The organism is Lactococcus cremoris subsp. cremoris NBRC 100676, from assembly GCF_001591705.1.
GTDB classification, from domain to species: domain Bacteria; phylum Bacillota; class Bacilli; order Lactobacillales; family Streptococcaceae; genus Lactococcus; species Lactococcus cremoris.
On record NZ_BCVK01000009.1, the window covers coordinates 19,349 to 31,451 of the forward strand.

The 12,103-nt window shown below is 36.8% G+C and carries 11 protein-coding genes and 1 riboswitch; of the genes, 9 read left to right on the top strand and 2 right to left on the bottom strand.

The window, feature by feature from the left end; all coding sequences use genetic code 11:
- Positions 1–123: 123 nt before the first annotated feature.
- The 7 genes from hemW (at position 124) to guaC (ending at position 6,333) form a co-directional block, all read left to right on the top strand.
- Positions 124–1,263: a radical SAM family heme chaperone HemW gene (hemW, locus tag LLA01S_RS02510; protein ID WP_011676249.1), complete on the top strand. Its 1,140-nt coding sequence runs from the start codon at positions 124–126 to the stop codon at positions 1,261–1,263.
- A 58-nt stretch (positions 1,264–1,321) separates the two neighbouring features.
- Positions 1,322–2,125: a glycoside hydrolase family 25 protein gene (locus LLA01S_RS02515; RefSeq protein ID WP_021165275.1), complete on the top strand. Its 804-nt coding sequence runs from the start codon at positions 1,322–1,324 to the stop codon at positions 2,123–2,125.
- A 102-nt stretch (positions 2,126–2,227) separates the two neighbouring features.
- Complete coding sequence (locus LLA01S_RS02520; protein ID WP_011676252.1) at positions 2,228–2,668, top strand: deoxycytidylate deaminase; 441 nt, start codon at positions 2,228–2,230, stop codon at positions 2,666–2,668.
- Between the two features lie 101 nt (positions 2,669–2,769).
- Positions 2,770–3,498, top strand: coding sequence for an acyl-[acyl-carrier-protein] thioesterase (locus LLA01S_RS02525; protein WP_061777793.1), 729 nt, complete (start codon positions 2,770–2,772; stop codon positions 3,496–3,498).
- A 51-nt stretch (positions 3,499–3,549) separates the two neighbouring features.
- Positions 3,550–4,323: a TIGR01457 family HAD-type hydrolase gene (locus LLA01S_RS02530; protein ID WP_015082408.1), complete on the top strand. Its 774-nt coding sequence runs from the start codon at positions 3,550–3,552 to the stop codon at positions 4,321–4,323.
- 140 nt (positions 4,324–4,463) lie between these two features.
- A complete protein-coding gene (locus LLA01S_RS02535; RefSeq protein WP_011676255.1) occupies positions 4,464–5,081 on the top strand; it encodes a TIGR01906 family membrane protein in 618 nt (205 codons plus the stop codon).
- A gap of 262 nt (positions 5,082–5,343) precedes the next feature.
- The gene (gene guaC, locus LLA01S_RS02540) at positions 5,344–6,333 is read left to right on the top strand and encodes a GMP reductase (RefSeq protein ID WP_011676256.1); all 990 of its coding nucleotides are present in this window, start codon (positions 5,344–5,346) and stop codon (positions 6,331–6,333) included.
- Between the two features lie 172 nt (positions 6,334–6,505).
- Here the strand turns inward: guaC and LLA01S_RS02545 are convergent, their stop codons facing one another.
- The gene (locus LLA01S_RS02545) at positions 6,506–7,456 is read right to left on the bottom strand and encodes a glycosyltransferase family 2 protein (protein ID WP_061777794.1); all 951 of its coding nucleotides are present in this window, start codon (positions 7,454–7,456) and stop codon (positions 6,506–6,508) included.
- 76 nt (positions 7,457–7,532) lie between these two features.
- Positions 7,533–10,187, bottom strand: coding sequence for a beta strand repeat-containing protein (locus LLA01S_RS13490; protein ID WP_155719838.1), 2,655 nt, complete (start codon positions 10,185–10,187; stop codon positions 7,533–7,535).
- A gap of 326 nt (positions 10,188–10,513) precedes the next feature.
- On the opposite strand from LLA01S_RS13490, the gene LLA01S_RS02555 reads away from it, so the two are divergent.
- The gene (locus tag LLA01S_RS02555) at positions 10,514–11,104 is read left to right on the top strand and encodes a TetR/AcrR family transcriptional regulator (protein WP_254245676.1); all 591 of its coding nucleotides are present in this window, start codon (positions 10,514–10,516) and stop codon (positions 11,102–11,104) included.
- 154 nt (positions 11,105–11,258) lie between these two features.
- Positions 11,259–11,356, top strand: a riboswitch (purine riboswitch).
- A 109-nt stretch (positions 11,357–11,465) separates the two neighbouring features.
- The gene (locus LLA01S_RS02560; RefSeq protein ID WP_014572576.1) at positions 11,466–12,059 is read left to right on the top strand and encodes a xanthine phosphoribosyltransferase; all 594 of its coding nucleotides are present in this window, start codon (positions 11,466–11,468) and stop codon (positions 12,057–12,059) included.
- Positions 12,060–12,103 lie beyond the last annotated feature (44 nt).

Consider the following 12,103-nt stretch of genomic DNA (forward strand, 5'->3'; position numbering starts at 1 on the left):
TTAAAAAAGAAGTAGCTTTTCTCAGGTGTGATATAATAGGGCAAGTATTTATGATTTACATTGGAGAAATTATTTTCCATTATATTTCATTGAGTAGGAAAAAACTTTTGAAGGGAAGTATTAATGTTTCAAAAACCGAACTCAGCATATTTTCATATTCCTTTTTGTTCTCATATCTGTTATTATTGCGACTTTGCTAAGGTTTTGATGACAGGGCAACCTGTTGATGCTTATATTGAGGCAATCATTGAAGAATTCCAAAGTCTTAAAATAAAAAAATTGAAAACGGTCTATATCGGTGGAGGAACACCGAGTGTTTTGTCAGCTCAACAGCTCGAGCGTTTGTTAACTGCTATAGCTGACCAATTGGATTTAGATTTTTTAGAAGAATTTACTGTGGAGGCAAATCCGGGAGATTTATCAGACGATGTGATTAAAGTTTTAGCTCATTCTGCTGTCAATCGAATTTCGCTTGGTGTTCAAACTTTTAATAATACTTTATTAAAAAAAATTGGGCGAACTCATAATGAAGCTCAAGTCTATGATTCAATTGAACGCTTGAAAATGGCTGGTTTTGAAAATATCACCATCGATTTAATTTATGCACTCCCCGGACAGACGATGGAAATGGTCAAATCAGATGTTGATAAATTTTTGGCTCTTGATCTTCCGCATGTTGCTTTATATAGTTTGATTTTAGAAGACCATACCGTTTTTATGAATCGTCAACGCCGTGGTCTTTTACGCTTGCCAAGCGAAGATAAAAATGCAGATATGTATGAATATATCATGGATATCTTAGAGCAACAGGGTTATCAGCATTATGAAGTTTCAAATTTTGGTCGCCCAGGTTTTGAAAGTAAGCATAATATAACTTATTGGGATAATGAAGAGTATTATGGAATTGGTGCTGGAGCATCAGGTTATTTATCTGGTGTTCGATATAAGAATTATGGACCAGTGCATCATTATCTTAAAGCGGCGGCAAATGATAAAAGAGTGAATGAAGAAGTCTTAAGCAAAAAATCTCAAATTGAAGAAGAGATGTTTCTAGGTCTGCGCAAAAAATCAGGAGTTCTGGTTGAAAAATTTGAAGCAAAATTTAATTGTTCTTTTGATAAACTATATGGAGAACAAATTACAGAACTCATCAAACAAAAGTTATTATATGATGACCGAGAAAGAATTCATATGACTGACAAAGGGTTTGAACTAGGAAATAACGTCTTTGAAAAATTTTTACTCGATGATGTTAATTTTTAATGCTATAGTGATGAATTTTTGTGAAAAAAATGTTACAATATAATTAATGAAACCTAAAATGAGACGTAAACTTAAAAAAATGGGAGCTTTTATCTTTACAGCAACCATGATTGCAATGATCGCCTTACTTGGTTTAGTACGAATTCGACCGATAGAACCTCCTAAAAAAGCAGCAAATGAAAAGATTGTTGTTAATCATATTTTGGATGAGAAGGTGCTGGATTTGAATAAACCAGTTGTCGACCTTTCGGGTTGGCAACGTCCAGAAGATATTGATTATAACACCTTGAGTCAGCATGTGATTGGTGCGGTTATACGGGTCAATGGTTCTTATGGTCATGCTGATAATTCAGCAAGCAAGGATGGAGAAGATACTGCTTATAAACAGCATATCAAGGCTTTTCAAGAGCGAGGGATTCCAACGGCAGTCTATGCTTTTGTAACTGGTAAAAATACTACAGAAATGAAGAAGCAAGCAAAAGACTTCTATCGTCGTGCAAGTCCCTATAAACCAACTTATTATTGGCTTGATGTTGAAGTTACCAATATGAAAAACATGAATGAAGGAATTGAAGCTTTTCGCGCGGAATTAGAAAAGCAAGGGGCTAAAAACATTGGGATTTATGCACAAGATTGGTTCTTACGGGATAATCAAATAAAAGTTGATAAGTTTAAAGCAATTTGGATTGCAGCTTATGGGCGAAATACAGGCTCATGGGACGCATCACCAGAGACAAGTTTAAGTTACAAAATGCAACAATTTACTGACCAAGGAACGGTGCCTGGTTATTCAGGAAATGTTGATTTAAATATGGTTAATAATCAATCAAATTATAATGAATTATTTAAAAATCAAAAATAATATTTTTCTTCCAAGTGATTTGCTTTCTCTTGGAAGTTTTTTTATCAGGACTGATGCAAATAAATTTGTTATAATGAATCAAATAGTAATTAAGGAGTTGTCATGACTGAAAAATTTATAAGACCAAGCAAGGATGAATACTTCAAAGAAATAGTTCAAGTGGTTGCGAAACGTTCTACTTGTAACCATGCCCAAGTTGGAGCTTTATTAGTGAGTCCAAATGGTCAGCTGCTTTCAACCGGCTATAATGGTGCTGTTTCTGGAATGCCTCATTGTACTGATATTGGATGTACAGAAGACAAGTACGGTCATTGTGTTGCCACTGTTCATGCAGAACAAAATGCGATTGCTCAAGCTGCCAAACATGGAGTATCGCCTGAGGGCGCAATTCTATATACTACTCTTTTTCCTTGTCTAGCCTGTCTGAAATTAGTCGTTGCTGCTGGTGTGAAAGAAATCAAATATATTGATGAATATCATGCCAAAGACCCATATGAAGAATTACTGATTGACACGTTAGAAATTTCTTGCAATAAGATTTGATTAGATAATCTGTTTCAATTAGTAAATCACTGCCAACTAAATGAGCAATTTATGAAAATTGCTCTTTTTTTTGCTAAAATAGAAGGCGAGGTTATCATAAAATGGGTGTAAAATATCAACAAAATTATCAAGTTCCTTTCTATGAAAGTGATGCTTTTAAAAAAATGCGAATTTCAAGTCTTTTGGCCGTGGCCTTACAGATTTCAGGTGAGCAGTCGACAACTCTTGGGCGTTCTGATGTTTGGGTTTTTGAAAGATATGGCCTTTTTTGGGCAGTTATTGAATATGAACTAACCATTCACCGTCTACCAGAGTTCAATGAAAAAATTATCATCGAAACAGAAGCAACAAGTTATAATAAATTCTTTTGTTATCGTAATTTCTCATTTTTAAATGAAAAAGGGGAAGTTTTAGTTGAAATTCATTCAACTTGGGTTTTAATGGACAAAGAAACAAGAAAAATTGACCGTGTGTTGGATGAAATTGTTGACCCTTATGAATCTGAAAAAGTGTCAAAAATTTCCCGTCCTCATAAATTCCTTAAATTAGAGCAATTTGGTGAAACACGACAAATTGTTTATCCTGTTCGATTTTCTGCTTTAGACATGAATGGTCATGTTAATAATGCTAAATATTATGATTGGGCAGCTGATATGGTTGACTTTGATTTCCGTAAAGAACATCAACCAAAACATGTCTTCATCAAATACAACCATGAAATTCTTTATGGTGAAGAAATAAAAGCTTTGATGTCTTGGAAAGATGACGTTAGCCATCATAATTTTAATGACGGAAGCACTCAAATTGAAATTCATTGGGGGAAAATTTAATGACAGTTCTGTCAGTAGATTTTTAATGATAAAAATTAGAAGAGAATAAAAATGACAAATAAAAAATATGGTGGTTACTTGATTGACCTTGATGGAACAATTTACTTAGGTAATAAACGGATTCCTGCCGGTGAAAATTTCATTCACCGTCTGCAAGAAGCCAAAATACCTTATCTTTTAGTGACTAATAACACCACTAAGACACCGCGCGTGGTTCAAAAACGTTTGAGTCAGCACTTTAATATTGAGACTCCACTTGAAACAATTTATACTGCAAGTCTAGCAACTGTTGATTATATGAACGATTTGGGTTTAGAAAAAACAGTCTATATTATTGGTGAAGATGGACTAAAAGAGGCAATCTATGAAGCTGGTTATAAAAAAGACCGTGAAAATCCAGCTTATGTTGTTGTTGCTTTAGATACTGATTTAACTTATGAAATGTTGGTTTTGGCGACGCTTGCCATTCATAAGGGGGCAAAATTTATTGGAACAAATCCAGATTTAAACTTACCAAATGAACGTGGTTTGACTCCCGGTGCTGGAGCATTGATTAAAATGCTTGAAGCGGCAACACGAGTTGAAGCGACAATTATTGGGAAACCTGAAGCAATTATTGCTGACAAAGCCGTTGAAAAACTCGGACTTCCTAAGTCAGACTTATTGATGGTCGGAGATAATTATCTGACAGATATTCATACAGGAATTAATAATGGTATTGATAGTCTACTTGTGACGACAGGATTTACCAAAGCTGAAGAAGTACCAAACCTTCCAGTTCCACCAACTTATGTGGTGTCTAGTTTGGACGATTGGGAAGTCTAAACTTACCGTCAACTCTGTCAGTAATTTTATAACTTACAAGATAGTTATTGACCATTTTATCAGCAGTTCTTGCAGGTTTTGGTTTACTGCGTTTCTGCTATATTTTCGTCAGTAACTTATTGAATACTTTAGGAGAAGCTATGCGAGATAAACTCATTTTTGGATTAAGTATTATATGGATTATTGCATTTTCCGTAACTTTAACTATTTTTCTCGCTATTCCCTTGTTTTTTGGCGAAATCTTTTGGTATCGTTTGACTGATTTAGTACAAATGAGTATTGGAAAAATCTGGCACAATTTCCTTATTTTGATGAATTATTTAATTAATCCTTTAGAGAATAAGTTGTCTATGCCTGATTTCCCCTCGTCAGCAAGTGGACTCCATCATTTTGCGGAAGTAAAAAATTTGTTCATGCTTGTTTTCTTTCTGACAATTATATTAATCCCAATATTTATCCGATTTATCAAAGAAAATCTTTCTCTAGTTTTCCATAATGCTATTAGAGTTGTCATGATTTTTCCTTTGGCGATTGGAATTATTGCTTGGTTGATTGGCTTTGACCAGTTTTTTGTAGCTTTTCATGAAGTATTATTTCGTGATAATAGTTGGCTCTTTGACCCGGCGACTGATCCAATCATCAGTGTCCTACCTGAACAATTCTTCATGCACACATTTTTGATTTTTCTACTCGTATATGAATTAAGCTTTTTCATAATTTATCGTCGTGGAACTTTCTTTTTCAATAAAAAACGCTGATAAGTTTGTCAGTGTTTTTTATTGTTTTCCATTTCCGAACGTTACGCTCCGTTTTTTCTTATAAATAAGGTAAATTACTCATAAATCCGTTTAATTGAGATAAAATGAATAAGGAAGGTTGAGCAAACAGAGATTTTATAATCGCTCAACTAGTGAAACCCGTAGGGTTTGGTCGGTCTTTTCTGTAAATCAAATCATTAATGAGTTCATAGGCTAAGAAATACTTAGAAATAGCCTATTCACACTCCAAGGAGAAATTACAATGAATAACCTAAACTCAGTATTTGACTACGAAGACATTCAACTTATCCCAAATAAATGTGTCATTAACAGTCGCTCAGAAGCAGACACAAGCGTTAAACTAGGCAACTATACTTTTAAATTGCCAGTCGTACCAGCGAATATGCAAACGATTATTGATGATAAAATTGCTGAAATGCTTGCAAAAGAAGGTTATTTCTACATCATGCACCGTTTTGAAGCAGAAAATAGAGCCGCTTTTATCAAGAAGATGCACAAAGATGGTCTGATTGCCTCAATTTCTGTCGGAGTTAAAGCAGACGAACATGCCTTTATTCGTGAAATTTCAGCAGAAGCTCTCATTCCTGAATTTATCACGATTGATATTGCTCATGGTCACGCAGACTCTGTCATCAAAACCATTCAATTAATTAAACGTCTCATGCCCCAAACATTTGTCATTGCAGGAAATGTTGGAACACCAGAAGCTGTTCGTGAGCTTGAAAATGCCGGAGCAGATGCAACTAAAGTTGGGATTGGCCCTGGTAAAGTTTGTATCACGAAAGTTAAAACTGGATTTGGTACGGGTGGTTGGCAGCTTGCTGCGGTAAAATGGTGTGCTAAAGCAGCTAGTAAACCAGTTATTGCAGATGGTGGAATCCGTACACACGGTGACATTGCTAAATCAATCCGCATGGGTGCGACGATGGTCATGGTTGGTTCTCTTTTTGCTGCCCATGAAGAATCTCCAGGGCAAACAGTTGAACGTGACGGACAACTTTTCAAAGAATACTTTGGTTCAGCTTCCGAATATCAAAAAGGTGAACATAAAAATGTGGAAGGCAAGAAAATTCTTCTTCCGCACAAAGGCTCACTAAAAGATACTTTAAAAGAAATGGAAGAAGACCTCCAAAGCTCAATTTCTTATGCTGGTGGCCGTGATTTGTCTGCACTTACTAAAGTTGACTATGTTGTTGTTAAAAACTCAATTTGGAATGGTGATGCTATCTAATAAATATATGGATGCCAGTTTCTGAAAATATAGGAAATAAAATTTGCAAATAATCCTTTATTTTAAAGGTTGAATCTATCAAAAAAACACCCCATTAAAAAGTTAATGGAGTGTTTTTGTTTTCCGAGAGATGAAGACATTAATTATAATAATTTACCCTAATTTAATATTTTTAAGGATTATTAATAAAGTCTTGAAAGCCAGATGTATCAACGCCTTGCCACTGACCACCAGCTACATCACGAAGACTATCGACTTTCGCTTGTAAATCTTCCGAATATCCTGACCAGACATCAGAAAATTCAATAAGTAGCGCCAGATGAGCCACATAGAAATCCGGTAAATTTTCAGGTGGGAATTTTCGTTGTCTCATATAAACATCAATTACGTAATTTTCTAAATCTCTTTTAAGATTTTCTGGTTGTTTTTCCCGAATCACTCGTAAAAACAAACGATTTTCTTTTGCCCAAAGGGCCGTTTGATGTTCAAATGATTTGCCATTTTGACGGACAAGTGAGTTTTCGTTATAAAGCCAGCTATAGACAACACTATCAATATAATGAATATCTTTTGCGAGCTGACAAGATAAGCCAACAAAATAAGTATCCTCGAAAAGTTTTAATTCTGGATGAAAACTCAAATTTTCTTGTTGGAGGTACTCACGTGAAAACCACTTGGCATAAGCAGCCTTCCAGTCATAAATAGGATGAACCAAATAGCGAAAACCACCTTTTTCATCTAAAAATTGCTCGATGTAGCGTGCAATTAAGATTTGATGGTCCCCAGAATCCTTGATTGCATTGAAAAATTCTAATAGAGCTCCTGCAAAATGCAACTCATCATCTGAATCCATAAACATAATATAGCGGCTTTCACTATGGTCAATTCCGAATTGTCTTGCCATACCAGGTCCAACATTGTTTGGCAATTGATGATACTGTAAGTCCAAATTTCCAAAGATGGAAAATTTATCCCAATCAATTTCAGGACCAGCATCGTTTACTAAATGTACTGTAATTTCCGAAAAATAAATACCGATTTGACCATTGATTGACCCTAGAGCGACAGCTAAATTCTGTTCCGTTTTTCCCATAAAAGGGATGATAATACTCAAAGTTTTCACTTTTCCTCCAAAACAAGAAGTCACTCAATGAAATGAGTGACTTCTTTAAATTGTTTTACTCAATTCGTCAAATAAATTATGATTTTTTCATTTTACGACGTAAAACTTCAATAGAAGCGCCTAAAGCTAACATAGTTGCGCCAATTTCGACAAATGTTTCATCAAGTGATGATCCACCAGTTACAGGCAATGATGTTGATTGTGGAGCCATAGGTACTGTTTGGTAATTAAGTGCTTGTGGCGTACCATTTAATACGCTTTGACCGTTAGTCCCATTAGTGCCGTTTGTTCCATTTTGACCACTTGTACCTGTAGAACCGCTAGGGCCAGTTGAGCCAGTCGCTCCTGTAGAACCAGTTGCCCCAGTTGAGCCAGTCGCACCAGTATTTCCTGTAGAACCAGTAGGCCCAGTAGGGCTAGTAGGATTAGTTGGACCAGTAGGTTCTCCGGGAACTTCTAATTCACCAGTTTGTGAACCATTGTTATAGTTGCCATCAGGAGTATTTGCCCCAATTCCAGAACCAGAAGGGTTAGAAGTTGAGCCAGTGTCTCCTGTAGAACCAGTTGAACCTGTATCTCCAGTAGATCCAGTATCTCCCGTTGAACCTGTATCACCAGTACCAGGTACAGTTAAATCACCAGTTTGTGAGCCATTGTTCAAATCTCCGTTAGGAGTATTTGCACCAATTCCAGAAGTTGCACCTGTTGCACTTGTTGAACCAACGCTAGTATCAGAAGAACTTGTTCCAGCAGCAGCTGCGACTACAGTCACTTCTTGAGTGGCAGTAGTACTAGCAGCTCCTTGTGTCGTTGGGTCGATGTAATTGTAAGTATAGACAACTTGATATGTACCAGCAACTGCAGTGTTCACATTATTTGAAAGAATCATGCGATAACCACTGTCCGCTGTATAGTCTGTATCAGTTACAATTGCATCACCGGCAGATGGAATAAAGTTATCTCCAACGGTTACTGTCACGTTTGCAGGAGCAGTAATTGTTGGCATTACAAAGTCAGTTGACTTAGCAGAGTCGGTATTATCTGTTGTAGTTGTTTGACTAGAATTGCTATTCCCCGGAATTACCAAACTACCTGTTTGCGTTCCACCGGTTACACTACCATCAGGCGTGTTTGTGCCGATTGTTGTAGGACTTGCTACAGTTGTAGCAGCAACGGTATCATCACCAGGGATTATCAAACTACCCGTTTGAGTTCCACCAGTTACATCACCATCAGGCGTATTCGTTCCGATTGGGTCACCGATACAGAAACCAGCGGTCAATGTAGTATTAGAAAGTCCAGTCGCATCAAATGTAGTCGGAATTGCAATTTGACCAAAACCAGTATTGTTCAAGCTAATGACACCAGAAGTTTGAGTAATCAATTTGTTGTTTGCATAGAGGTAAACTTTTACTACTTGGTTTCCTGTAACAATTTTGCCATCGCCGTCTCGTAAATCAGCAACAGCAACAACTTCATTGACTTGTTGATTTGGTTTATCTGCCAAAGGATGAGTTGCATCGAGAGTTAAGATTCCTGAAGCATTTCCTGTCCATTGTCCATCACCAGGTGTATTGGTTGTGCCAGTGTCTCCCGTAGGACCAGTCGCACCCGTATCACCTTTAGGACGACCGGTAGGTCCAGTAGGTCCTTGGATACCTTGAGGTCCTTGAGGTCCGGTCGCACCCGTAGCACCAGTATTTCCTGTAGCTCCGGTCGCACCATCATTTCCTGGACGACCTTGAACCCCAGTCGTTCCTGTTGCACCTGTATCACCTTTAGGACCAGTTGCTCCGGTTGCTCCTTTAGCGCTGTGTCCGGTATCAGTATCACCAATCCACCAGTTACCATCAGGTCCAACATAAGGAGTATCACCATCTTTACCAGCTGCACCTGTAGGTCCAGTTGCTCCTGTAGCCCCAGTTGCGCCTAATGCTGATTCGCCAGTATCATAAGAACCAATCCACCAGTTGCCATTATCACCAATTTCTGGAGTAATACCATTTTTACCAGTTGCTCCAGTTGCTCCTTGAGCATGGATTTCAGTATCTTTATTGTTAATATACCAGTCACCGTTGGCTCCAATATACGGAGTATCGCCATCTTTACCAGCGGCGCCCGTCGCACCAGTAGCCGAAGTAGCCGCTTGGGTAGCTGTTGACGCACCAGTAGCTGATGTTTCCGCTGGAGAAGTGGTTGAACTATCAGATGTAGCTGCAGCTGCTGTCGTAGCTGTTGACGCGTCAGTAGCTGAAGTAGCCGCCGGCGTAGTAGTTGAACTATCAGAAGTAGTTGCTGCTGGCGTGGCTGTTGAAGCATCCGTAGCCGAAGTTGCTGCCGGCGTAGTAGTTGAACTATCAGATGTAGTTGTCGCTGCTGTGGTAGATACGTCGCTTGTGGTAGCGGCTGTTTGAGGCGCTGCGGTTTGTGTTGTAGCAGAATCATCAGTTGGAGTCGTTACCGCGGGTGTTGCCGCAGCAGTAGCAGAGGTATCACCAGTTGTTGCAGGAGGCGTTGCTGATGTAGTTGATTTCGTTGAGACTTGTGCCACCTCATCAGCTTTTACTGTAACAGAGGTTGCAAGTCCTCCTCCACCGGCAAGGAGTAAAGCTAATGCACTTGATGAATAGAGCCAAGCTTTTTTGGATTTCCAGGTTCGGAAATTCTTGTTTTGGGTATGATTCTTTCTAGAATCAATAATCTTTTTCCCTTTGGAGAAATTATCTTCCATATTTAAAACACCTTCCTTTTTCTAGCTACATAAATTTTGTAGTTGTGATTATTTTACTAAAAATACAATAAAATAACAATATGTTTCAAAGATGAATTAATTTATATTGAATAAACTGACAATTTAATATTAGTAATATTTAAATTCCTAGTTATTTTTGGTTTTGTTAGTGCTATATTAGGTTTTGTACGAACTAATTTATTTAAAAGCAATGTAAAGATTCTTAAACAAAACTTTCATTATTTATATAATGTAAACTTTTTGACATTTAAGTAGAGGTGCGCTTATAATGATTTTAGATGATTTCCGCAAATAAGGAGCAAAAATTGTATATTACAGAAATTCAGAAAAAAATTATGGATGCTTTTTTGGTTGTAGCAAATGAAAGTAATTCTGGAACACGAATTACGATGAATGAAATTGCAAATAAGGTGAGGATGACACCACAGGCCATTTATCGAAAACACTTTAAAAGTGTCATAGAAATTAGTGATACGATTCGGGATGAGACAACAGATGATATTATCAAAGCTATGGATGAAGCTTTTGTAAAAGATAAAAATCTTCCGATTTTGGAGGCAATTGCAAGAGAGGTGATTCCAGTGATGTATAAGTATCGCTTTGCTATTCGGATTTTTTATCATTATACGGAATATGGTGATTGGTTTAGTTATATTGGAGATGGGTTCGTCGAATGTGCAAGTCCTTTTCTAAAGAGAGACCTTTCTGATGTGTCGATTGCAAGAGAGAGTCTGCTGCGTCTATATGTACGCATTATTATACAAATTTTATTACAGTGGGTCGCAGAAGATTCACCCGCACCTCCGTCTATTTATTGTGATGAATTCTTAGAATTATGTGAGATGTTACATCTTTCGGATTACTTTGACCGGTCTTATTTAGATGATTCTCTTTGAAAAATGAATTATTGTTGATAAATATATAGAATTTTTTGATATATGTTATATAGATGAATTTATAATAAAAATGTAATTTTTAGTATAAATTTTATAGTAGGAATTTTAAAAGAATAGTGTTAAAATGTATAAATAGTATTTTCAATAAGAATCGTTGAGCTGCTATAAACAATCTTATTTATACCTAGAATATGGCTGGGCGTTTCTACCTCGTACCGTAAATGCGAGACAATAAGGAAATTCGATTTTTCAAAAATTTAATTTCTTTTTTGCGTATTTGAAACGTCTTGTTATTTTTATAACGAGACGTTTTTCTCACCTGTGGGCACAGATGAGAAAAAATTTTTTTAAGGAGAGAATAATGAAGTTATTAGAAGACCGCATTCATTCAGACGGTCAAGTATTAGGTCAAGACATACTTAAAGTTGACCGCTTTTTGACACACCAAGTTGATTATCAACTGATGAAAGAAATCGGGAAGCGTTTTGCACAAGTTTATGCAGATGCCGGAGTTACAAAGGTTGTAACGATTGAAGCAAGTGGAATTGCACCTGCTCTATATGCTGCTGAATCACTCAATGTTCCAATGATTTTTGCTAAAAAAGCTAAAAATGTGACTATGAATGATGATTTATTGATTACAGAAGTTTATTCCTTCACTAAAAAATTAACTTCTACCGTTCAAATTTCAAGTAAATTGATTGAAGAAGGCGATAAAGTCTTGATTATTGATGACTTTTTGGCCAATGGACAAGCAGCACTTGGTTTGGTTCATTTGATGGAACAAGCCAAAGCAGAAGTTGTTGGTCTAGGAATGGTGATTGAAAAATCTTTCCAAGATGGACGCCAAAAACTTCTTGATCAAGGAATGAAACTTACCAGTATTGCCCGGATTGAGAAGTTTGAAGATGGTAAAGTAATCTTCGCCCCAGCGGACGATATCGCTTTCGATTAAAACTAAGCAATAAGCAATTAAAAAGAATAAAAAAAGAAAAATTT